The sequence below is a fragment of the Phycisphaerae bacterium genome, assembly GCA_028714855.1.
In the GTDB taxonomy this organism is placed as follows: domain Bacteria; phylum Planctomycetota; class Phycisphaerae; order Sedimentisphaerales; family Anaerobacaceae; genus CAIYOL01.
The window spans coordinates 77,211-100,000 of the sequence record JAQTLP010000009.1 but is presented as its reverse complement, the minus strand read 5'-3'; the positions used below and the strand labels follow the sequence as shown (position 1 = coordinate 100,000).

18 protein-coding genes and 1 rRNA gene (1 of these 19 only partly in view) are annotated in these 22,790 nt (G+C 45.6%); 10 read left to right on the top strand and 9 right to left on the bottom strand.

Annotation, left to right across the window (positions count from 1 at the left end; translation table 11 throughout):
- The 7 genes from PHG53_08620 to PHG53_08590 form a co-directional block, all read right to left on the bottom strand.
- Nucleotides 1-30 (bottom strand): 16S ribosomal RNA (locus tag PHG53_08620); its annotated part reaches 1,443 nt to the left of the window's first position; the annotation flags it as partial.
- A gap of 392 nt (nucleotides 31-422) precedes the next feature.
- Nucleotides 423-2,072, bottom strand: a complete 1,650-nt coding sequence (locus PHG53_08615) for a glycosyltransferase family 39 protein (protein MDD5381680.1) — start codon at nucleotides 2,070-2,072, stop codon at nucleotides 423-425.
- 47 nt (nucleotides 2,073-2,119) lie between these two features.
- Nucleotides 2,120-3,790 carry a glycosyltransferase family 39 protein gene (locus PHG53_08610; GenBank protein ID MDD5381679.1) on the bottom strand — a complete coding sequence of 557 codons (1,671 nt, stop codon included), beginning with the start codon at nucleotides 3,788-3,790 and terminating at the stop codon, nucleotides 2,120-2,122.
- Between the two features lie 197 nt (nucleotides 3,791-3,987).
- Nucleotides 3,988-4,494: a class I SAM-dependent methyltransferase gene (locus tag PHG53_08605; GenBank protein ID MDD5381678.1), complete on the bottom strand. Its 507-nt coding sequence runs from the start codon at nucleotides 4,492-4,494 to the stop codon at nucleotides 3,988-3,990.
- A complete protein-coding gene (locus tag PHG53_08600) occupies nucleotides 4,491-5,447 on the bottom strand; it encodes a lysylphosphatidylglycerol synthase transmembrane domain-containing protein (protein MDD5381677.1) in 957 nt (318 codons plus the stop codon). The genes PHG53_08605 and PHG53_08600 overlap by 4 nt, the downstream gene beginning before the upstream one ends.
- A gap of 18 nt (nucleotides 5,448-5,465) precedes the next feature.
- A complete protein-coding gene (locus tag PHG53_08595; protein ID MDD5381676.1) occupies nucleotides 5,466-6,437 on the bottom strand; it encodes a glycosyltransferase family 2 protein in 972 nt (323 codons plus the stop codon).
- A 104-nt stretch (nucleotides 6,438-6,541) separates the two neighbouring features.
- The gene (locus tag PHG53_08590; GenBank protein ID MDD5381675.1) at nucleotides 6,542-8,176 is read right to left on the bottom strand and encodes a glycosyltransferase family 39 protein; all 1,635 of its coding nucleotides are present in this window, start codon (nucleotides 8,174-8,176) and stop codon (nucleotides 6,542-6,544) included.
- A 321-nt stretch (nucleotides 8,177-8,497) separates the two neighbouring features.
- On the opposite strand from PHG53_08590, the gene PHG53_08585 reads away from it, so the two are divergent.
- The 8 genes from PHG53_08585 to PHG53_08550 all read left to right on the top strand — a co-directional run bounded on the left by PHG53_08585 (nucleotide 8,498) and on the right by PHG53_08550 (nucleotide 20,094).
- On the top strand, nucleotides 8,498-8,917 hold the full coding sequence (locus tag PHG53_08585; GenBank protein MDD5381674.1) for a secondary thiamine-phosphate synthase enzyme YjbQ: 420 nt from the start codon (nucleotides 8,498-8,500) through the stop codon (nucleotides 8,915-8,917).
- Nucleotides 8,918-8,957: 40 nt separating this feature from the next.
- Nucleotides 8,958-10,466, top strand: coding sequence for a DUF2142 domain-containing protein (locus PHG53_08580; protein ID MDD5381673.1), 1,509 nt, complete (start codon nucleotides 8,958-8,960; stop codon nucleotides 10,464-10,466).
- Between the two features lie 455 nt (nucleotides 10,467-10,921).
- Entirely contained in the window at nucleotides 10,922-11,617 is a 696-nt protein-coding gene (locus PHG53_08575; GenBank protein MDD5381672.1) for a PEP-CTERM sorting domain-containing protein, read from the top strand.
- Nucleotides 11,618-11,859: 242 nt separating this feature from the next.
- Nucleotides 11,860-13,491 carry a flagellar basal body P-ring protein FlgI gene (locus tag PHG53_08570; protein MDD5381671.1) on the top strand — a complete coding sequence of 544 codons (1,632 nt, stop codon included), beginning with the start codon at nucleotides 11,860-11,862 and terminating at the stop codon, nucleotides 13,489-13,491.
- Between the two features lie 91 nt (nucleotides 13,492-13,582).
- On the top strand, nucleotides 13,583-17,158 hold the full coding sequence (smc, locus tag PHG53_08565; GenBank protein ID MDD5381670.1) for a chromosome segregation protein SMC: 3,576 nt from the start codon (nucleotides 13,583-13,585) through the stop codon (nucleotides 17,156-17,158).
- A 2-nt stretch (nucleotides 17,159-17,160) separates the two neighbouring features.
- On the top strand, nucleotides 17,161-17,484 hold the full coding sequence (locus PHG53_08560; protein ID MDD5381669.1) for a zinc ribbon domain-containing protein: 324 nt from the start codon (nucleotides 17,161-17,163) through the stop codon (nucleotides 17,482-17,484).
- Between the two features lie 124 nt (nucleotides 17,485-17,608).
- Nucleotides 17,609-18,844, top strand: coding sequence for a pitrilysin family protein (locus PHG53_08555; GenBank protein ID MDD5381668.1), 1,236 nt, complete (start codon nucleotides 17,609-17,611; stop codon nucleotides 18,842-18,844).
- A gap of 8 nt (nucleotides 18,845-18,852) precedes the next feature.
- Complete coding sequence (locus tag PHG53_08550) at nucleotides 18,853-20,094, top strand: pitrilysin family protein (GenBank protein ID MDD5381667.1); 1,242 nt, start codon at nucleotides 18,853-18,855, stop codon at nucleotides 20,092-20,094.
- Here the strand turns inward: PHG53_08550 and PHG53_08545 are convergent.
- Both PHG53_08545 and PHG53_08540 read right to left on the bottom strand, forming a co-directional pair.
- On the bottom strand, nucleotides 20,067-20,669 hold the full coding sequence (locus PHG53_08545) for a hypothetical protein (GenBank protein ID MDD5381666.1): 603 nt from the start codon (nucleotides 20,667-20,669) through the stop codon (nucleotides 20,067-20,069). The genes PHG53_08550 and PHG53_08545 overlap by 28 nt on opposite strands.
- 50 nt (nucleotides 20,670-20,719) lie before the next feature.
- Nucleotides 20,720-21,223, bottom strand: a complete 504-nt coding sequence (locus PHG53_08540; protein MDD5381665.1) for a hypothetical protein — start codon at nucleotides 21,221-21,223, stop codon at nucleotides 20,720-20,722.
- A gap of 365 nt (nucleotides 21,224-21,588) precedes the next feature.
- Between PHG53_08540 and PHG53_08535 the strand changes: the two genes are divergently transcribed.
- Nucleotides 21,589-22,071, top strand: a complete 483-nt coding sequence (locus tag PHG53_08535) for a hypothetical protein (GenBank protein MDD5381664.1) — start codon at nucleotides 21,589-21,591, stop codon at nucleotides 22,069-22,071.
- Between the two features lies 1 nt (nucleotide 22,072).
- Nucleotides 22,073-22,786: a hypothetical protein gene (locus tag PHG53_08530; GenBank protein MDD5381663.1), complete on the top strand. Its 714-nt coding sequence runs from the start codon at nucleotides 22,073-22,075 to the stop codon at nucleotides 22,784-22,786.
- Nucleotides 22,787-22,790: the final 4 nt, after the last annotated feature.

The following is a 22,790-nucleotide window of genomic DNA, read 5'->3' as shown; positions in this document are numbered from 1 at the left end:
GTTCTGAGCCAGGATCAAACCCTTCGAATTTATTCGTCGAACCCGCCCTGCTGCTCGAAAGCAAACAGAGAGGGATTTCGTCGAGAAAGGCTCAACACTTTGGCATATGCACCGAAAGTGCCGAAATAAAAAAATTTGAAAGCTCACGGCTGTAACGCATATTTACTGCCGGAGCTGCACTTTCGCTGCTAATTTGGCTTAACTGTTAACTTGTAAAAGAGCTTTATGCATTTGGCGCAAAATCAGAGGCCAAGCGTCGATGCACGTATCTAGCTTGGCCACTACTATTCCGTCATTCTAACTTAAATAATGGTGCCGTCAATAGGAGAAATTGAAAAAAATAAAAATATTTTCACTTTTTTATTTTGAGGGGCTTATGGGCATAAATAAGCAGCACAAAGCCCTCCTGCTCGAGGGATAAGCTAAATTCCGCTTTTTCGCTCAAAAACCGCGAGCCAGTATTCAGATCGCGGTGTATATTCAACAGCATTTTCATTCCAATGATAGATTGTATAGTTTGTTGAGACAATATCAATAAAGCCAACCAGCCTGTAGTATTCCTCCTGATACTTTTGACCCCAGTTCAATATCATTTTCTCAGAGGTAGGTTGCGCCGCCCAGGATAAACGATTCACTAATATCAGGAACTTGGGTTTGGCTGCCTCTATCTGCCGTATCATTTCCTCCTGCATCTGCAGTGCATACGGATGCGGCTCCATCAAAGGATATGCATAAACATAACTGGTAGCCGAACGTCTGTTGGCATAAAAGTAAATCTGCGGCTCTGAGCCGAGAACAACAATTCTATCACTGCTTGAGCTGTTAGCCTTTATGTAATCGGCTATTTTCAGCGATTCGGGGAAAGGATTAATAGGACCGCAGATTATACGGGATACGATGGCAGGGTCTTTAGCCAACAGGAGATTCTTTTGCTGGTACAGTGTATGAGACAATATAGCAATTCCCAAGAGGATGGCAATCGGATCTTTTCCAATTATCGCTTTTTGCAACCTCAAAACCTGCCGGATGCCAAACAGGCCGACTCCGGATAGTAAGGCAACGGCAGGCAGCAGAAGAACGAAATAATGCGGACGGAAATAAAAGCCCGGACAAGTGGACAAAAACGAGAAAAGTAGAAAGCCGATGATAAACAGCCTTAGGTCGCGGATTTTCTTTTCTATAAACAACGTAAGCAAACCGATTCCAGCCGAAATCCAAATTAAAACTGCCGAACCAAGAATGGGTATTATTGAGGATTTAAAATTCTTTAACCCTTCCGGTATAGACACAATTGAAACATATTCGCGAGCGTACACAAATGTCCAGAACCAGAATTTCTCAAAGACGCCGACACGCCATAGAATGAAGCAGGTTATGCCAAAAGGTAATAACACGCCAACAATAAACAAAGCTGCTCTTAATAGAAAAGGTTTGAGTTCAAAGGGTTTGCGTCGAAACTGGGTAGAAAACAGGTATAGGCCTGCAAATGCAATAAAGGCAATCCCGTGCTGTTTCATAAGAAAACCAATTCCCAGTAATATAGAGGCAACCAACAAGAGAACCGGACTTTTGCGGTCAACCGCAAGGACCAGCAGCAATATGCCGGCTACAGCGAAAAGAACGACGAAATGTTCAGCGTTGGCAGAGATTCCCTGGACCGACGGGGCGAGTGAGAGCACCGCAAAAACTGCGGCGGCAAAAACGCCGGAAAAAGAGTCAGTTAATCGCCTCGCCAGCAAAAACACCAGGATAATTGTAGCTGCGTTGATAATCAGCAATCCAAAGTGGATAGCAGGATGTGTCTGCCCAAAAATAGCCAAGATTAAAGCATAGGCCGCATAAATTCCGGGGAATTTCATATTATATATAAGTGAATAAGGAGGAACCCCCTGTAATATAAGCTGGCCGGCATAGGCGTACTCACCTTCGTCGCGCTCGAGCGGGACATCCAAAAGGTGAACTCGGAGTCCAGCTATGATAGCAATAACAATTACGACCGCCAACCAGGGCAGAAAATTTCTCTGTTTTTTTTGTTCTACTTTCTGATATTGAGGCTGTTTTTGCTGGCACATTACAATTTTGCCTTATTTGAAAATGGTATCAAACCTGCTTACCCTTGTTACTTGACAACAAAAATACCATATTTTTCAGCCGATACCCGACCAAAAGAAAAAGGCAGCGGCCGCTTTATACCCACGTAAAAGCCTGCTCCAAGCAGAGGATCCATCGTTGATAACCATCGACAGGGCATAAATTCAAAAACCTCCACCAGAAACATCTTGTCTACAGACAGAGGCTTCAGGTCTGTGTTGTTCATAGGTACGACAATCACATCTCCAGTGACCAGCTTTGAATCATTGAAGTCCTGAGCTTTGGCATCACGGGCCTCCATATAATACTGAAATCCCCAATGTCCCTGAAACCATATGGTAGTGGGCTGACGGTTCTCGTACATTTTGTAGATTTTCTTCACAGCATCTCTGGCCGTGCCGGCCAGCGTATAATCGGCCCAGCAAACAAACAACGCTATAATTACCGCGGGAATCAACGGCCAGCTAACTCGCCAGCCCGCCATCCGACGGGCGGTTTTACCCTGTCTATTGATTCTATCGATTCTACGCCCTAACAGGATTCCAACCGCAGGAACCATCGGAAGTATACTACGCCCATTAACCGTCCAGTTTACAAAGCTGGCAAAGACAAAAGTTCCAAGCACCCAAAGAAACAACAGCAGCGATTTACAATCTCTGCACTTGTACAAATCGGCCGCTGCAATCCAAATGATGTAAACCCCTCCCAATGACATCAAACCAAATTGTAGAAGAAGGTCCCATCTTACCCTGTTGCCAAGACGTACTATGACATTACTGATTTCTCCCACAAGACCAAGAGAAAATACAAGTACAACCATCAAAGCAGCACCACTTATCAGAATCCGCCGCGACCATAGCAGCGGAGCGTAGAACAGAACCGTTGTTATGCCCCCTCCCGTAAAGGCCAGACCGAGCAATCCTCCCCAAAGCAATTCAAGACCGGGATTAAAATTCCATCGCTTTGTTGAGGCATAAGATGCGGCATCCGTCAACAAGCCCCTGCCGTAAAGTCTGAATGTTGTCCATTGATAAAGAGCTAAAATCACAACGGGAATCAGCAAATATAACACCCATGTTCCAATCTTTCGTTTTTTCGCCACAGAATAAATGAACAGAAGCAAAATCAGCGATATCCCAAAATATTTAGTTAACGCACAGGGCGCGATAAGCACTGCACCGATTAACAATCCTGACCATTTATTCTTCTCCATTCCCCAAACCCAGCAAGCCACCGCCCAAACCCAAAAAGCCAGCATCATCGTGTCACACATTACATTTGTGCTGGATACCACAAATGCAGGAGTGAGCACTCCTGCCATTACAGCCAGCATTGGCCGGGAGCACAACTGCTTTGCCAGATAAAAGCTGCCCAATGAAGCTGCCAGAGCCGGAATTAGAAAAGCCAGGTGTAACGCCACCTCACTCCAGCCAAACAATTTCGTCACCATCGCAATATAATAACAAGTCAGAGGTGGATTCTTAGTGATATCAGACATCGGCTCCACAATGCCATACCAGTTAATGTTGAAGCCGTAAAAGTTCGCGGGGTTACTTTGAATTTGTTTTGCCGCAGCAAGAAACAAGGTGTCATCTATGTGAAATGCTTTATTTACAAATGGCACAAGGCATAATAACGTTACCCCGCTGAGAATTACCAGAGGGTTGGCCAAAATACGCTTAACCGTTGAATAAATCATCCAAAAACCTTGTCATCCCATACTTACCCAAGAATCCTTTGGGCTTATTCTATCACAAAGACCAGCACTGTTAAGGGCAATAGCAAAAAAAGTGAAATTTTTATTATGCTGATGATGACGGCGTTTGGATTGCCGCAATGCCTATCAGGAACGTGGTGTTCGCAGTGACAAAGGAGCCGTAAGATGGTTAAGCTGCACTATTCGCAGTTCCAAACAGCTATATAGTATCTTTTGAGGCACAACTTTTTCTCATAGGTTGGCTTACCGAGGTGAAATTTGAGGGCTTTCGGAGTAATTGCCCAGAGGTGGTTTTTTTCCCAGACCAAACAGCGACAGAGCGTAAAGAACGGTTCGTAAGGAACGCTGATTATAAGCTGTTTGCGGGTGACTCTTCTTAGTTCGTAGATTGCTTTGACGGGGTCAAAGACGTGCTCCAAGACCTGCTGGCAGATGACGATATCGAAGGATTTATCGGGGAAACTGAGGTTCTGGATGTCTTCCTTTTTTATCAGTTCGCTGGTTGGATGAGAGTCTGCCGCGGTGACATCATATTTGTCTTTCAATTTGTCGTAGAAGAATAGCTCCGAGCAGCCGATGTCGAGTAAGTTTTTGGCGTTAGGATCCAAAAGTTTTCTTACCGTTTTCCAACGGTATAACCTTATTATATTATAGATTTTTATCTTCAGGGTTTTAAGGATCTTCATTGGTTAACCTTGTTTAATTTATTACCGCCTATGCGTTTTGTAAATGTCAGAGGCAACAAGCCTATCAAGCCAGGCAGAATTAATGTTAGGAATCGATATATTAGCGCACCGGCTAAAATCTCTTCCATAGAAGCGCCGGTCTGGGTGAAAAAATAACATAGCACGGCCTCATCGGAACCAATGCCGCTTAGAGTAAAAGGAAACAGACGGACAAGGGTGATAAGAGGGGCTACTGCCAAGACATAAAACAGCGGTACTGCCAAGCCTATTGCGCGGAAGCAAAAGTACATTTGCAAATAGGTAAGCGCCCAGCCGCAGACCGAAAGTAAAAAGGCGTAAAGCAGTTTGGCTTTAGTAATTCCGGACTGTTCGAGGGCTGTTAAGAAATCGAATTTATCGCCCGTCACTTTAGTGAACCAAGTAAATAATCTTTGTACGAAATGTATTCTTGCGGTCAGGTGCGGCAGTATCAGAACAAATATTGCAGGGATTAGGACTAGGATTGACAAGAAAGCATACAACAAATTCCCACGGTAAAGTGCACAGGGAATACCAAGGGCTGCTAACGAGCCCAGAGCTATGACTTTATCAAGCAGGCTTACGGAAAGCATATGCTCTTTTATGCCGGACCAGCGATAACCAAAATAACTTTTTGCAATATCTCCGAGGCTGGCAGGCAAGATAAGATTGAGCGACATTCCTACCAGCATTAAATTTGTGGAATCTACGAGGGTAATGTTGTGGTGAGCATTTTCAAAGAGTATCTTCCAGCGAAGGCTTCGAAGGAGGACACTCGGAATAAGCAGTACAATGATAAATACAAAGACAGAGAAAGAAAGCTTCTGAAACTGTTGGGTGAAGCTTTCGATATCCAGATAATAAAAAAGGACAATTACGATAATCAGAGAAATTAGTGCCTGAATTAGCAATCCTGATTTGCGTTTAGTCTGCATAGGCACTCGCAACGCTGTTTAATGAATTTTCTGATACAGCTTAAAGATCTGTTTTCTTAAATCTCTTAACTGATACGACAGAAAGCAGAACAGGAACATCGAGAAGCCGGCAAGAATCATAAATACCGTGGTCATAATCAAGATGACCCTTTCGCCAATTACCTGGTCTTCAATAAAGTACAGATAGCTAAGGTATAGTCCAAGTGTCACACCAACCAAAAGAACCAGGCTGCCTAAAGTACCGAAGAGTAAAATCGGCGCTTCGTAGAAGCCGAAGAGCAGATGGGTTCGGATGATTTTACCGGCGTGAAATTTAGATTCTCTTCCGGGTTTTCCCTTTTGGCGAGGAGTCCATTTTAAGGTGGCTGGGATTTCGTCGAACTGACAGCCGAGCATACAGGCCTTCGATATTATCTCAAGATGGATTTCTTTACCATCTTCCTCAAGGGGCAGCAGGCGAATGATATCCCCCTTGTAGCCCCTGGTCATACCTGTGGCCGTGGTGATATTCGACGGAAATGCCACTCGCAACACTCTGTTGCCCAGTCGACTTAAAAGAGCTCTTTTGAAAGGCACATTTTCCAGCTTGCCATTTTTCGCATATGGAGAGGCAATGACTACATCCGCATCGGTGTCCAAGAGTTTTCTGTAAATGGAGGAAATAATCTCTTTGCCATAATTAAGGTCAGACTCAACTGCTATGACGTATTTACCACAAGAACGCTTAAATCCTGTTCTTAAGGCATACCCCCTTCCTCTGTTATTTTTATATGTCAAAACTTTGATGCGGCCATCATTTTGGGTAAGTTCTGTAATGATATTCTGTGTGTTGTCTGTGCTTCCATCGTTGACAAGGATTAATTCCCATTTGTCTGTGAAGCCCTGCATTGCCTGAATAAGCTTGAGAACAGAGTCTTTGATGATTAGCTCTTCATTGAATATAGGTGTAATAACGGAAAGCTGTATGTCACCGCTTAATACATTTGTCATGCTGAAAAACCTCAATATCTGTTAATTCGGCGTCAAAGCGTATTCACATTAAGGTCTATCTTAATGTTTCGGCGGCCGCCAGTCAAGGCCGGCTGCCGGCATTATCACGGCCGCCATCCTCGTATTAGCCTAATATGGCAATCTTCGTTCGGGTTTATAGATTTATCTATTACTGGTTGTAAAGCTGTACGTTCCGAAGAGTGAGAGTTAATGAAACATCCGGCTTGCTCCCACCAGCATTTCATATATTGGCTCAGTCGCCAACCATAGACCGTGTGCGGAGCCGGCGGCAAAAAACAAGGCGATTGCTCTTTTAACGGAAGATCCGTGTCACCAACTAACCAAATACTATGACCGGACATCAAGGTCTCGGTCATGCGGTCAAGAATCGGCTGGAGAGGATCGTCAGAAGCCATTTTCCCCTTGACCAGGTCGTAACGATGCACTTTGAAATCGTCTATTGGCGGAATCGTCATGAAGGCAATAGGGCCATGGTAGTACTGCTGAAATGCAACAGCGTAAAACCATGGGTGCAATAAAATCATATCATTCTTATTGGCGGATCTTTCCAGTCTTGACGCGATGATATCCAAGTTGGTTTGGCGTGTATGAACCTTCTGCCATACAGCGCTCCAACTGAATACTACTATGAATATTGCTAAAGTTATCCGAAAAACAGTTACTATCTGCCCCTTTCTTCTCAGAATCGCATCCAGTGAAACCGCGGTCAATACTATCGAAGGTAAATAATACCACGGCTTAGTACTGATACTGATAAGCTTATATAAGATCACCAAAAGAGATATGCTTGCAACCATCACGATTGAGCAAAACAAGATAAAGTCCCTTTCAGTTTTGGAAAAATCCGGTGAACGAGAAAATTGAAGGTAAACAGCGGCGGCGATGCCCAAGATAAAAAGGCAAATCCAAATCGCAAGCATAAATTGCCCGGGAGCAGCCAATGCCTGCGAAAATACTTTCAAAATCCAGAGAAAAGTTACCGGATCCTTTGTGAGAGCGGACCACTGCTGAGCTTCTCTGAAGATTTGCCGGTAAGGCAAAAGTGAAATCGCGGCGACTACACCCATCGCTATCAGTAATACTGACCTTTTCCAGCAGCCCCTGCGAAGGGTCACAACAACTCCGGCAAAGATAATCGCCATTAATAGAAACGCATTATGAAGCAGGAATTGTACGCTTAAGACGGCTGCAAGTGTGGCGACAATAATTTTGAGGATATTCGGCTGATCGGTCACCTTCCATATAAATGCGAATGCAAGCAGAATAAAGAAATATCCCATTCCGTAAGGTCGAATGGAATCTCCAATTTGTATGGCCAACGGATTCAACGCAAACAGCACCAGCGACAACAGCGGCACAGAACGGGTCAACAGTCGAGCATTGAGCCATAAGCACCCAAGAATAGAGATGCCAACAAGAAACCCAAAAACTCTTAATCTAAAATCACTTCCGCCCACTGCCGCCGTCCACAGACGCAACACCATTGAGGTAAAGATGGGAAAAGGATGCCATATAAGGGAACGCCAAACTTCTGAAATAGAAGGCATTGTTGCTACATTGAAAGTGCTGACCTCATCGCGCCAAAGCGCACCTGCATTTCCCATAAAGATAAAGTGAAGAAAGACAATTATCAGAGTGAGCAATAAGGCTGTGACTAATTCCGTCCTTTGAACCAACGTATAGCAGGCCCTGTATATATCCACCTTTGGTTTCGGCATATCTATCTTTGTTTCCGAAAACGGGTTTATTTCAGCACCATTGTCAGACATAATGCTATAGCATTCCGAAACAAAAGCAGTATTATTCGAGGTTTCCCAAACACTAACTATCTACGTTGTTGATAAACAGCTAAGGTATCATTGTAACAGCAGCACACTGACAGTGCAAATATGATTTTTTCAATGCAGGTTCGACAGCAGAAATTACGATGACCAGCTGTGAGCGAAAAAAAGTTGTGGTTATTTGACTCACATCTGTAACCGTTAAAACAACAATTTTCCTTCTTGTAGAAAGTTTTATAATAGACTATATCTTGTGTTATGGTCGAAACGAAAAAGCTTGAATTTAAAACAAGGGGCAATTGCGATATTGTCGATATTACCAAACAGATCAGCAATGCCATCGCAGACTCGGGTATACGCAACGGTACCGTTACCGTTTTCAACATCGGCTCAACGGCGGGAATTACAACGATCGAATATGAGCCGGGGCTGGTAAATCATGATATAGAGGCGGCATTTGAGAAGATTGCGCCGCAAGCCAGCCGATATGAGCACGAAGAGACATGGCACGATGATAACGGGCATTCTCATGTAAGGGCGGCTTTATTGGGGCCGTCACTGAGCGTGCCTGTCGTAGATAGTCGGCTTGCCCTGGGCACCTGGCAGCAAATTGTCCTAGTAGATTTTGATACCAAGCCGAGAAAAAGAACGGTCGTCTGCCAGATAATTGGAGAATAAATAGGTCATTTACCGATTACGATTTATTAAGGCAAAGAATGTGTTTAATCATAAGATAAATCCTCCGGCCAGTCATGAGTATGCCATCGTTTTTGTGTTATGCATCATAGCCGCAGTTCGGATATTCATCTTTAATGCGGCATTTCCTTTATTTAACAACGTTGATGAGGATGCACACTTCGACCTGGTATACAAATACTCCAACGGTCAAATTCCTCGTGCCGCTGTAGAAAACTTCAGCCGTGAGTCAGCGGAACTTATTTTACTCTATGGGACGACTGAGTATGTATCCAAACCGGAACAAATTTTAGTTCCCATACCGTTGTGGGCTTATCCAAACTTACAGGAAATACTGAAATCCCAGAACTTTGCCGATGCAGTCGCGGTATGGCAAAACTATGAGAATCATGAAACAGCATCGTTTCCCGTCTACTATATGGTGGCAGGCATCTGGTGCAGTGCCGGCAGAATACTCGGAATAAGCGGCGGGCAGCTGATATATTGGATACGATTTCTGAATGTGCCTCTTTTTACTTTGCTGGTATGGTTTTCCTACCGGCTGGGCCGGACGTTTTACCCAGATGGGTCGCTGCTGCGAATAGGGCTGCCATTATTCGTGGCCTTCTTCCCACAAGATGCATTCTACTCTATTAACAGCGACGCCATTTCGTCACTGCTTTTTGCGATATCGTTTTTCCTGCTGCTTCAGATATATTTCGAAAGCAAATCAGTTCACTACCACCTTTTAACAGGGCTGGCGGCAGCGGCAACGCTACTGGTGAAGTTATCTAATATAGCGATGCTGGTGCTATTATGTGTGATTGTCGTGCTCAAGGTTAGAAAACTTTTCAGCGAAAAAAAGATCAGGGAATATCTGCCCCGGCTTTGCATACTGCTGGCAGCGGTAGTGGTACCTGTCGGCATCTGGTTATTACGGAATTATCTTGTGTTCGGAGATATCACTGGGACAAAAGAAAAGATAGAATTTTTTGGATGGGTAGTAAAGCCCTTAGGCAAGCTGTCAGACCATCCGATTTTCACGTACAAAGGGTTGTGTTTCTTCCTTGCCGAATCGACAAAGACGTTTTGGCGGGGTGAATTCGTCTGGCATATTGAACGGATGGCATGGTGGGGTGCGGATTTGTTTTACGTAGTTTCTTCAGCGGTGCTTGTTACCATCTGCGGCTTTGGTGTCATATTGAACAGGAACAAAACAAATGGGCGTTATCGTTTTGTGCTTGTCATGAGTTTCCTGGTGGTTGGCACGTCAGTGGCATTTCTGGCTTTTCTGTCAATACTCTACGATTTCAATGATTGTCCCTATCCCTCACGGGAGCTGCCGTACTTTGTCTCCGGCCGTCTAATAGCCGGAGCACTGCTGCCATTCCTGCTTATATATATTGAAGGGCTGGAATATACATTCCGACGGCTGGGGAGATACGCCGTCCTATTGGCCATCGCAGTATTAGCCGTCGGCATTACCTTGTCTGAACTATGGTTAACCGCAGAGATTTTCTCTAACCCGTTTAACTGGTTTTATCTTAGATAGAGGAAGTTTTGCCAATTCAAGAGAAATAAAGGCTAAAACGAAATTTGAGAATATCGCAAGGCAATTATATCCTGGCTGGCGGCAGGGTCCTCAACGAGTACGAGATAAATATTGTGCTTCGTCAGCCTGATTTAAGAATCACAAGCCTTATTTGCAGTAAATTGTCCTGGTAGATTTTGATACCAGTCCAAGGACAAGAACAATCATCTGCCAGATAATCGGTGAGTGACCAAACACCGGCTGATTCCATACTGCCTTTGCAGAAAAAGCGTATCACCGAAGCAAAAAAAAACTCGGCTCGCCCTATAATAATACCAGTCACAAGCCGTATATCACGAAATGATTGAAAATCGGGTTTTTTTACAGATAAAACTTGAATTACCATAGACCTTCGGATATAATAGAGCCATCGTTGGGGGATAAATTTAGAAACATTTATTTGGGGGGGAAATCAGATGAAAAACACACACAAGCTTAGCACGATTATGGCATTAGTTGTGGTGGTAATATTGAGCTTGATAACCACCGCTAATGCTGCACTGGTCACGTACTCGGATACCTACGGGCCGACTACTGTTGGCTCTGCGGCCGGGTGGGCTGGTGCTTCGTTGTCAAAATTCAATCCTGCACTTGGCACGTTGACGAAAGTGACTCTGACTTTGAACTCTGACACCTACGCCGGCCAAATTCATTGGGACAACGAGGGAGGCTCTCCATCGGATGTGACATTAGGAATTGGAGCTGAGGTCACAATCGACGTGTTAAGCAGCGCTTTGGTTGTCACTGCGGTACCGCTGCAGACAGGCTCGGGCTCGGTCACGCTCGACAATGACGGAGTACCTGATTATATAGGTACGGACGCTTTTTCGGTTACGGGCGGTTCGGGAAACGACATCGAGTCTACAAGCAGCACAAACGGGGCTGTCCTGGCTTCTTTCACGGGTGCAGGAACCTTTGACGCTTGGCTGAGTACAAACGTCTCGACTTTCATCTCTACAACCGGCGGGTATGGCCCAAGCATCTACACGCTTGGCCTGACGGGTGGTCTGATTACCGTTGCATATGAATACAACCCTGTCCCGGAACCTGTAACAATAGCATTACTCGGACTTGGTAGTATGTTTGCTATTAGAAATAAACGCAAACGTTAACAAAACCGCAAATACCAATTACAAAATGGCTGTGAGTGCCTACCACTCCAGCCATTTTTATTTGGGCATATCCCGGTTTCCTGCCCAAGGCCAACCGGCTCTGTATATCAATCACACTTACCTGCTATGCCGACCAAGATAAGACTTGACTAAAAATCCGGCAAAACATAGTATTTGGGCAGGTTCTTAGTTGCAAATTCCCGTTTTCGCGGGCGACAAGTTTAGTTCTTTTTAGGTGCCAAATGAATAGTAACTATCTAAAACCGGCTTACTTAATAAGCATACTGTTTATTGTTTTTTTTATAAACGGCTGCGGCAGGCCGGCCCAAACTGTTAAAGAACCAAATGAACCAGCAGCAAAAATAGATTTGGGTGCTACAATAGGGTCGCTGGCGGAGGTATTCCCCTTTGACCCAATCCCCGTCGAGGGATACGGTCTGGTCGGCGGACTAAGTGGAACAGGTTCAAGTGAATGTCCGGCCCAAATTAGAGAATATCTCAAGCAATATATCCTGAAGCAATTGGATGAGGAAAAGGTGAACGTTGATGAGCTTATTAATAGTCCCGATACGGCGGTGGTATTAGTGCAGGGGATTATGCCGACGGCAGTTCCGAAAAACCAATACTTCGATGTAAGTGTATCTGCTCTGCCCGGCACACAAACAACCTCTCTGGAAGGCGGGTGGCTGTATGGCGCTGAGCTTAAGGCAATAGGAGGGTTTGGTGTAGCTATGAAACCTTTGGCTACGGCGAAAGGACCGGTCTTTGTAGATACCTTAAGTCCCGGCAAAACAAATAAAAAAAACGTCTATATCATGGCTGGCGGCAGGGTCCTCAACGAATACGAGATAAATATGGGGCTTAGTCAGCCTGATTTAAGAATCGCAAGCCTTATTTGCAGCAAACTAAACGGGCGTTTTGGTTACGGAGCAGCCAGAGCGGTCTCCGCCAGCCAGGTTGAATTAAAAGTACCTGCTGCATACAAAAAACAAAAACAAAGATTCGTTTCGATAGTCAAGGCGATATACCTTTCGGAGACTCCGGAAGCTACCAGGGAAAGAATAAGCACGTTCATCCAAAAGCTTGCTGTTTCTAAAGACAAGTACACAGCTGAGACAGCTCTAGAAGCCATCGGAAACGAAAGCCTCAGCAAGCTGGCCGCCCTTCTGAATTCATCTCAGGAGCAGGTACGTCTAAGAACAGCCAGATGCATGCTCAATCTGGGCAGTGATGACGGTCTGAATACCCTTCGAGAAATAGCATTGAACAAAGATTCAGCTTATCGGGTCGAGGCTTTGGAGGCGATTACTACATCGGCGAAACGGAACGATGCGATTGCGATAGCGCGAAAAGTACTGCGGGACAACGACCCCAATATCACATTGGCGGCATATGAAAACTTAAGAAAATTAGACGACCTTATAATAAGGCAAACGCTGATTGCGCGTAATTTTTACCTTGAGCAAATCTCACAAACCGAATACAAGGGCATTTTCGTTTACCGGAGCGGTCAGCCCCGAATTGTGCTGTTCGGTGCTCCGATATACTGCCGTGACGATATCTTTATCCAGTCGGAGGACGGCAGTATTACAATAAACGCCCCTGCAGGTCAGAAATATGTCTCAATAATCCGCAAACACCCCAAACGGCCCAATGTAATGATGCAGCTAAAAAGCTCATTTGAACTTGGCGACATTATCCAAACACTGTGCGAAGAACCGCTAAAAAAGGCCAAAGAAGATCGTCGAGGATTAAATGTCTCATATACTGAAGCAATCGCCCTTTTGAAACAGATGTGTGACAAAGGCGCGGTGGAAGCGGAGTTTCAGGCTGGGCCCCTGCCTAAAATCGACCTAATTATCAAGAGAAAATAGGTCATCAGCCGATAATAATAGTGGTATCTATCCGGCTGTAGCGGGTATGCCGCGTAATATCAGTTATCATAACTAAGAGTAGGGAATATAGATGAGACTTGAAAAAATCGTCCTCAACGGGTTTAAAAGCTTCGCCGACAAGGTTGAATTGACCTTCGATGCACCAATAACCGCCATTGTCGGCCCCAACGGCTGTGGCAAAAGCAATGTCGTCGATGCGGTAAAATGGGTGCTCGGCGAACAAAGTGTCAAGAGCCTTCGAAGCGAGCAAATGGCGGATGTGATATTCAGCGGCAGCAGCAGCAGAAAACCCGCAGGGACGGCGGAAGTAAGCCTGTTTCTCTCGAATCCAAATGGAACAGGGAGCAGGCAATTGCCAATCGACACCGACGAGGTGCAGATTACACGCAGGATTTATAAGAGCGGCGAAAGCGAATACCGTATAAACAATAAAATCTGCCGGCTTAAAGACATCCGCGAATTGTTTATGGACACCGGCGTTGGGGTCAAGGCCTACTCGATTATTGAGCAGGGACAGGTTGGGCAGCTGTTAAATGCTTCGAAAACAGACAGAAGGGCTATATTCGAAGAAGCAGCCGGTATAAGCAAATACAGGGCTCATAAAAAAGAGGCCCTTCGCAAACTGGAATATACCGAACAAAACCTGCTGCGGCTTGCGGATATTTTAGCCGAGGTACAAAAGCAGCTTCGAAGCATAAAGTATCAGGCAGGCAAAGCAAGAAACTACCTGGAATACTGTGGGAGGCTCAAAGAGCTGCAGGTGAATTATTCGTTGTCTGAATACGCAAAGAACCGTGCTCAGAGCGCAGAGAAAAAATCTGGCCTTGAACATCTTGAAGACAGGCTTGCCGGTGTTGTCGCAAAAGTGGCCCAAAATGACGCTCTAATGAGCGAATTAGGCCAAAAAATAATAGAAACAGAGAACGAGTTAAGCCGCACGGGGAACTGCCTTGTCGCCGTACAAAGCAAAATCGAGCAGAACTTGCAGCGAATTGAATTCTTGCGAACCAGAATCGCGGAACTGAAGCAGAGAAAAGAAGAAGCTGAGAAAAGAATCGAAAAGCTGCAGGAGCAGAAAAATCTTTTCGATAACGATTTGAGACAATACGGGGTCGAGCTTGCAAACGGCGAAGAAATGTTCGAGAGCAAAAAACTGGAAGCTGAACAGCTTCAAAAAGTCCTTCAGGAAATAGACGCTGAATGCGCGTCCCTCGATGCTGATTTGGAAGACGAAAAATCAGGTATTATAGATATAGTCAGGAGGACGGCACAGCTTCATAACGAGGTGCAGAGCATCGGTGCTTATCGCAGCAATCTATCCAGCCAGAAAGACCGTTTGTCCGGCCGTGCAGAGACCAGCCGGGCAGAGCTTGAAAAACTCTTAACGGAAAAAGCGCAGCACGCCGCCCGTCTGGGCGATATAGAGAAAGTGCTGGGCGAATTGCAGCAAAGTCTGGACTCCAAGCATAAAGAGACAGAAGAAGTCAACAGCTTGATTGCAACAGAGAGTAAGCGATTGGCACAAAGCAAAGAGACGCGAAGCGCACTGAACAGCGAATTGTCGATATTGGCGGATATGGAGGCAAGGCGCGAAGGCCTTAATAACGCGATTAAAAACATACTGCAAAGCCGTCCTAAATTCGATTACGTGGAAGGAATATTGGCAGAGGCCATAGCAGCCGACGTCGAATATGCAAACGCTGTTGAGGCTGCGCTTGAGGGCCGAACCGACGCTCTCGTAATCAGCAGCACAAGCAAACTGTTGGCCGATAAAGAAACAATCGAGGATCTCGAAGGCAGGGTGAATTTTATATGCACGGATAAAATAGAGCCGTTTGTAGATAAAAAGGATTTGTCGAAATTCGAGCATGTAAAGGGTAGGCTTGCCGAGTTCGTGAAAGGCGATAGCAAATATGCACCATTGGCTTGGAAACTGTTGGGTAAAACGATAGTAGTTGACTCGATTGATGCCGCGATTGAACTGGCCGGGAGCATTGGCGGTGATTACAAATTCGTTACTCTAAGGGGCGAATTTTTAGGCGCCGACGGCGTGATAAAGCTCGGACCTTTGGGAAAAGCCACAGGCTTGATATCGCGAAAGAGCCGGCTCCGCCAGCTGCAGGACACAATCGGCCAACTCGAAGCGGAAATCGCAGAGATTGAGGGACAAATAGAAAGAAACACTCATACGAACGAGCATCTGGCTAAATTATGCAGGGAGCTGCGGACAGCTATTTATGAAGCCAATACCGAAAAGATGCAGGCAATCTCGAAACTGACGGTTTATGAGCAGGATATAAAACGACTGAGCGAAGAACAGCCGCTGATAGCCGGTGAAATCGGTCTGCTGGAGGCGCAAATTGCCCAGTCGGCACAGAAAGAATACGACTCGAAACAGAAATTGCAGGAACTGGAGGCGGTGGACAGCCAGCGAACAAAACGCATAGAAGAGCTTGAGGCAAGATTCTCCGAGCGGAAAGCCGAGCAGCAAACACAAGCGGGCAAGTTCGCGGATTTGAGGGTCGCTCTGGGGCAGATTACCGAACAAATCAAGGCATCGAAACAAACGATTGCAAGCCTGCAAAACCAGATGCAGGAAAACCAGATAGCTGTGGAAACGGCACAAACAGAGATACAAAGCTGCAGTACACAATCCCTGGAATCCCAGAGAGATATCCTCAGCTGCGAATCAGCGGTGTCGGAGCTGTTTGTTGAAAAAGAGAAAAATCAGCAAAGCAGCACCCTGCTTCAGGAAAAAATTGAAAAACTGCTCGAAGAGCGAACCCAAACGGAACAGTTGCTTCGCCAGAAAAGGACTGAGCAAAGCGAAGTTGAGTCAGCGATTGGCGGAGTTAAAATAGAATTGAGCCAGTTGGATGTAAAGAGAGAAGACCTTGTTGAAAGAGTCCGGGATGAGCTCCAGATTGATTTGGCCGAGGCCTACGAGAATTACAAGGAAAGCCAGGTAGATTGGGACAAGGTAAGGGAAGAAATCACCGACCTTCGCGGTAAGATTGAACGGCTCGGCAACGTAAATGTGGACGCGATAGCTGAACAGGAAGACCTCGACAAACGAAATGAGTTTTTAAGCACTCAAGTAGAGGATTTGAACAAAAGCAAGGCCCAGCTGCAGCAATTGATAAGCCATCTTAACAAGAAAAGCAGGGAAAGGTTCAAAGAAACTTTCGAGGAAATCAGGGGCAACTTCCAGCAGGTTTTCCGCAAGCTGTTCGGCGGAGGCAAAGCCGATATAGTGCTTGAAGACACCGAAGATATTCTCGATGCAGGGATAGAGATAATAGCCCGGCTGCCGGGCAAAGAGACGATGAGCATATCACTGCTCAGCGGCGGCGAAAAAGCATTGACGGCGATTGCGCTGCTGTTCTCGGTTTTCAAATCGAAGCCGTCTCCGTTCTGTTTCCTGGATGAGGTTGACGCCCCGCTGGATGAGGCAAACAATGAGCGATTCAATATGCTGCTGCGGGAATTCCAGAAAGAATCACAATTCGTGGTAATTACCCACTCCAAGCGCACAATGAGTATCGCAGAGGTGCTGTTCGGGATAACGATGCAGACGCGAGGAGTGAGCAAGAAGATAAGCGTCAGGTTTGACCAGGTTGACGAAGAAACTGCTGCGGTGGCATAAGAATGAAGAAGTGTCCGTTTTGTGCGGAAGAAATTCAGGATGAAGCGGTAAAGTGCCGCTTCTGCGGCGAGTTTCTCAAAGGAGCCGGCAAGTCTAAAACGAAATGGTATTTCAACACCGCCAATATTATAGTTGCCTTTTTGTTCGTCGGTCCGTTTGCCCTGCCGTTCGTATGGTTTCATCCGAGTTATAAAAAAAATACAAAGATTACAGTTACAGTTTTTGTTGGTATAATAACAGCTTGGTTCATTTATCTCTTAATAAAGTTAGTTCCTTACCTATTGGAATATTACTCTCAGTTATTTAAAATAATGAAACAATTCTAGTATCGACATCTTGGTCTTATTTTGTATCCTGAAGCAGATGGAAACGATAAATATTTGTTAGCATCAGAATTTTTGAAGCATTCCTTTGAAAACATCTCCCCTTACTGGTAGATTAGAGCTATCAATGACTGAAAGACTCGATAAACATATCTTAAAAAACGGAATGGTCGTTCTTGGTGAGCCGATGGAGGCAGTCGGGTCGGTGGCGTTCGATTTTATGCTTCCTGCGGGGGCTGCAAGATTTCCGGACGGCTGCTGCGGAGCAGGAAGTGTTATTGCCGATTGGATTTTCAGAGGCGCAGGCGATAAAAACAATAGAAGCCTTGGCGATGCGCTTGATGGCCTCGGCCTGCATCGCTCCAGTTCGGTCGGCAGCTCTCATACAATCATCGGTGCTGTTTTGGAATCGGGGAATCTGGCTGAAGCGATAGAACTATATGCTGATATAATACTGCGTGCCGGCCTGAAAGAAGACCAATTTGAATTGGCAAGGCAATTAGCAATCGATGGGGTGCACGCCCTTGACGACGACCCCCGCCAGAAAGTTATGTTAAAGCTGCGGGAACAATTCTATCCGGATCCTTTGGGACGCAGCGCCTTAGGCGAAATCGCAGAATTAAAGACCCTCACTGCCGAAAAAACAAGGCGAATCATAAAGAACAACTTCACTCTATCGCAGACAATTTTCGCTGTTGCAGGCAAATATGATTTTGATGCTGTTGTTGCGCAAATAGAAAGGTTATTTTCTAACGTAAAAAAACAGTCGCAGCAAGACGTGATTCCACAGCAAAACAAGGCAGGCAAATACACGCATCTGCACAATGACGGCGCCCAAGTGCACATCGGCCTGATGACCGAGACAGTCAAACCTGCCGATGAAGACTATTATAATGCCAGAGTTGCGGTATCGGTCCTTTCGGGCGGGATGAGCGCACGATTATTTACAGAGGTAAGGGAAAAGCGGGGCCTTTGCTACGCAGTAGCCGCAAAATATCACAGCTTGAAAGAAGCGGCCGGTATAATGTGCTATGCAGGTACAACGCCGGATAAGGCTCAGGAGACTCTTGATGTAATAACAGACCAGTTCAACCGGCTCGGCGTTGGAATCAGCGAAGAAGAAATCGAACGGGCCAAAGTCGGGCTTAAGAGCACTCTCGTCCTGCAAAGCGAATCGTCCGGCAGCAGGGCTGCCGGTATAGGAGGCGATTACTATATACTTGGCAGGGTCCGCAGTCTGGACGAGATTAAAAATAAAATAGAACAAACAACAGTCGATTCTATTTTAGGGTTTTTGCGGCGTAACCCTTTCAAAGATTTTACGGCAGTAACAATTGGGCCGAAAGAAATAAAAATCTATTAAAGCAGAATATGGAATTTAAGAAGAAAATACTGGCAAATGGACTGGCTGTTATAGGCGAAGTCAATAAATCTGCCAAGTCGGCTGCGGTCGGCTTCTTCGTTAGAACCGGTTCAAGAGATGAGACACAACAGATAAACGGCGTATCACATTTCCTCGAACATATGCTGTTCAAAGGCACTGAAAAACTAAGCACCTTCGAAGTCAACCAGGCGTTCGATAGAACTGGGGCTATGTTCAATGCCTTTACCGGAGAGGAAAACACTGTTTTCTATGCAGCCGTTTTACCGGAATATCTGAGCGAGGTGACAAAGTTATGGATAGAGCTGATGAGGCCTGCATTGAGAGATGCAGACTTCAATATCGAGAAGAACGTAATTAAAGAAGAAATAGCGATGTATAAGGATATGCCGAACTTTGACGTGCTGGATAGATGCCGACATCTGCACTTCGGCGGTCATCCGTGCGGTAACAGCATCCTGGGTACTGTGGAAAGTATCAGCGATCTAACGGCCCAACAGATGCGGGACTACTTTTCAAGGCGCTATGCGCCGAACAATATGGCTGTTGCCGTCGCAGGTAACTTCGATTGGGAGCAGATTTGCGGTACCGTGGAAAGAGGCTGCGAAAAGTGGCAAAAGCAGGCTGCTCCCAGAACACTGGAAGACTCAGCCGGAAGTAAAAAAAAGGAACGTATCGAAAAATCAAATCTGGCCCGCGAGCATATATGCCTGATGTCCCCGGCGGTTCCGGCCCAGGACCAGAGAAGATTTGCCGCATCTCTGCTGGCGACTATCATTGGCGATGATGTCGGGTCAAGATTCTTCTGGGAGCTGATCGACAAGGCGCTGGCGGAAGAGGCATCAATGCAGTTTGCGGCCATGGACGGCACAGGGGTATTTTGCAGCTATTTCAACTGCGGCAGTGAAAACCTCGGCAAAGTGCTTGATACGGTAAAGAGTATTTTCGAGAGTCTATCCAAAAGCGGCGTAACCGAAAATGAAATGAAAACAGCAAAAAATAAAATATTGAGTGCGCTGGTAATAAAGAATGAGCTGCCGATGGGTCGGCTGATTGACCTTGGTGCCAACTGGATATATTTACAGCAGTATCGCACTATCGAAGATGATATTAACGCTGTAAAAGCCGTTACCATCGATGATATTCATTCACTAATAGAACAATTCAGCCTCAGCGAGTTCACGCAATTTTCAATGGGCCCCGCTCAAAGCGGCCAATCGTCGGGGCAGTAATCAAGCCAGTAATCAGCGAGTATACTGTAATCAGTAAAATCAACCTCACCGTCGCCGTTCAAATCGGCATCCAGATCACCAGTTAGCAGCCACTCATCGACGAATTTCGCCAAGTCCTCGAAGCTTACCTTGCACACCTTTACATTGTAGCCGTAGAGGTCGGCGGAGTTAAAGTTAATCCAGCCGATATTCTCACCCCACGCCCAGCCGCCAAAGTCGCCGTCAAGGTCAATGGTTACGCCGCCATAGGAAGGGCCGAAATTTATCCAGCCGACATTCTCACCCCAGGCATAACCAGATAAATTGCCGGCACCGTCGTTGACCACGCCGCCGTAGGATGCAGGTGATAGATTTATCCAGCCGATGTTTTCCGCCCATACGTAGCCGGTAAGTTTCGTCCTGCTTACGGTAACGCCCGGCCCCTGGCTCGGCTCAAAATTAAGCCAGCCTGCATTTTCGCCGTATGCATATTGTGAGTCGCCTTCGTAAGGATCAATATTTTCCGCATAGGCGGAGGCAAAACCCAATGCTAAAACGGCCATCAATGCCAACCCTATTGGATTCTTACAGTCCATTGTAAATCCCCTTATAACTTGCGGCCATAATCAAGGTTATTCTCAATTATTTACGGGATATTGTAATAATAACCGACAATCATGGCTTTCAAGGTGGCAGATTCTTCATTTACAACTTTCAATGTCTCACCCGCATTGACAACCACACACCTATCTGGAAAATCTGCGTAGCTCTGCATATAATTCGTTATAGACTCCGTATAAGACCTCACATAAGGATATCCCGTGAGAAAATTATCGTTTACAGTTAGATACGCTCTTCTTTTTGACGAATCATAACGAAAAGTCAAATTCAATAACACAAACCGCTTGCCTGTTGGCACTGTGAAGAGAGTATAAGTGCTGCTGGCGTCGACATTAACCTGTTGCAAACATCCCTCTCTTTGCGAGACACCAGAAACGGCATCGTAAATTTCATTGAGAGTTTTCATCGTTGGTGCCGGCGGAGCGTCTGGTTCCAAATTGCCGGCTGTAGCTAAGGTCAAAATCCCTGACAGAACAGCTAATGCCAATACACAGACTACAACTTTTGTTCTTTTGTCCTTCATTTCCATTTTTTCTCCTTAACAACCTACTTTCCACGGTTTCTTGCTCAACCCGATCAGCAAGAGCTTTTGCTAATTAGATTTCAATTCTATACTTAGGGCACTTAAGTTTGGCTATGCACGCTTTTCTTCGGGGGGCTATTAGCCGCCAACCGTTTTACTCTATGCCAATCTCCACGCAAAAACGCTACCTTATCTTTTTATAAAGGCACATCAGGAGAGTGAAATGTTGACTGAAAAGCCTGACATTTCGAAAAAAAAGGGGGAAATTTAGTTCAACTCAAACGCCGCGGTAGTAGCAGCCGCTGCAATTTGTTCTTGATTAATACCCGCAATCCGATTAAACTAATATAAAGTCACAGGAGGTTACCGTGGTGAACAAAGCTGGAAATAACGAACAATTTGACATAGACATTCTGCAATGCAAGGCGGATATCCTTCGCGCTCGCAATATAGTGCCGCTGCACAACAACACCACCCCCAAAAACCCGGTCGCTCAAGATAGCTCCATAGAGACAGCCCGGCCATCTGATACAGCGGAAATATCGGCAAAAATACCCCCCCCGCCGGGGATGAAAGAACAGGCAGAACCATCAGAGGAAACGTCCGATATCCCGATTTTTGACCTCGCTGAGGAGATTATGGCTGAGCAGCGAAAGATTATCGCCATAAAAAGAAAGGCCCCAGGCCAAAAAACCGATATCCAAAGATTAAAGCCGGAGACCCGGATAGACGACCATATTATTGAACAGCCAAAACCGTTATTATCAGAGCAAGACAAGATAATCGCGGAAATTGTAGCAAAAGATATCGAAAAACTATGCCGGGATAATTTCCCAGGCGAACAGCGGTTATAAAATGATTGATACCCTGAAAAATATCTGGACTAGACTGGGAATAAATTCCAAAGGTGAGGCGATTATATACCTTGCCGCCGGTGTAGTTGTAATCATATTATTTGTGCTGACTCTGAATCTCTTGAGGAAAAAGAAATTCAAGAAAGCAATCGACATTAATCTCACAGGTGATGGTCAAGGCGGTGACAAACCGGCTGAAGATAGTTACGAACCTATTATCAAACGGATAAGACAAGTTAAGAGAAAATGCAGGAGCATCTTATTTACTTCGACAGAAACGGAATCGCTGCCGGTAACAATACCTGTTAATGTGGCTATAGGGCTGGCCAAGAGTAAAAAACGCTGTCTGCTTATAGACCTTGACCTTAAGCGTGACGCCGTTGCCAAGGCCTTTGGGCTTGACGCAGAGCAAAGCGATTTGAGCACAAAAGCTGTTCAAACTGAAATTGAGAATTTGTGGGTCTGGCCAGGCCATTATTTTTCCCAATCGAGACAGATGAATATAACGGAGATAGTGGAAAAGGCGGAGGATAAATTCGACTTTATCCTGATAAACGCACCATCCTTGATAAACAGCCTGGACCGCAGGCAAATCATATTGGCCGCTCGGGCCGCTTTTATCTGCGCCAAAAATACGTCCGAGCCGGATGATAACCTGACTAAGTTAATAAAATCGCTGGATTGCACGATAATCGGTCGTATACAAACCACATAATACA

What these genes read in the sequence shown, in the direction of transcription:
- PHG53_08575 (MDD5381672.1), top strand. Translation starts at nt 10,922, where the DNA reads ATGAAAAACACACACAAGCTTAGCACGATTATGGCATTAGTTGTGGTG.
- smc (MDD5381670.1), top strand. Translation starts at nt 13,583, where the DNA reads ATGAGACTTGAAAAAATCGTCCTCAACGGGTTTAAAAGCTTCGCCGAC.
- PHG53_08585 (MDD5381674.1), top strand. Translation starts at nt 8,498, where the DNA reads ATGGTCGAAACGAAAAAGCTTGAATTTAAAACAAGGGGCAATTGCGAT.
- PHG53_08545 (MDD5381666.1), bottom strand. Translation starts at nt 20,669, where the DNA reads ATGGACTGTAAGAATCCAATAGGGTTGGCATTGATGGCCGTTTTAGCA.
- PHG53_08610 (MDD5381679.1), bottom strand. Translation starts at nt 3,790, where the DNA reads ATGATTTATTCAACGGTTAAGCGTATTTTGGCCAACCCTCTGGTAATT.
- PHG53_08570 (MDD5381671.1), top strand. Translation starts at nt 11,860, where the DNA reads ATGAATAGTAACTATCTAAAACCGGCTTACTTAATAAGCATACTGTTT.
- PHG53_08550 (MDD5381667.1), top strand. Translation starts at nt 18,853, where the DNA reads ATGGAATTTAAGAAGAAAATACTGGCAAATGGACTGGCTGTTATAGGC.
- PHG53_08555 (MDD5381668.1), top strand. Translation starts at nt 17,609, where the DNA reads ATGACTGAAAGACTCGATAAACATATCTTAAAAAACGGAATGGTCGTT.
- PHG53_08530 (MDD5381663.1), top strand. Translation starts at nt 22,073, where the DNA reads ATGATTGATACCCTGAAAAATATCTGGACTAGACTGGGAATAAATTCC.
- PHG53_08605 (MDD5381678.1), bottom strand. Translation starts at nt 4,494, where the DNA reads ATGAAGATCCTTAAAACCCTGAAGATAAAAATCTATAATATAATAAGG.
- PHG53_08600 (MDD5381677.1), bottom strand. Translation starts at nt 5,447, where the DNA reads ATGCAGACTAAACGCAAATCAGGATTGCTAATTCAGGCACTAATTTCT.
- PHG53_08615 (MDD5381680.1), bottom strand. Translation starts at nt 2,072, where the DNA reads ATGTGCCAGCAAAAACAGCCTCAATATCAGAAAGTAGAACAAAAAAAA.
- PHG53_08590 (MDD5381675.1), bottom strand. Translation starts at nt 8,176, where the DNA reads ATGCCGAAACCAAAGGTGGATATATACAGGGCCTGCTATACGTTGGTT.
- PHG53_08540 (MDD5381665.1), bottom strand. Translation starts at nt 21,223, where the DNA reads ATGGAAATGAAGGACAAAAGAACAAAAGTTGTAGTCTGTGTATTGGCA.
- PHG53_08595 (MDD5381676.1), bottom strand. Translation starts at nt 6,437, where the DNA reads ATGACAAATGTATTAAGCGGTGACATACAGCTTTCCGTTATTACACCT.
- PHG53_08560 (MDD5381669.1), top strand. Translation starts at nt 17,161, where the DNA reads ATGAAGAAGTGTCCGTTTTGTGCGGAAGAAATTCAGGATGAAGCGGTA.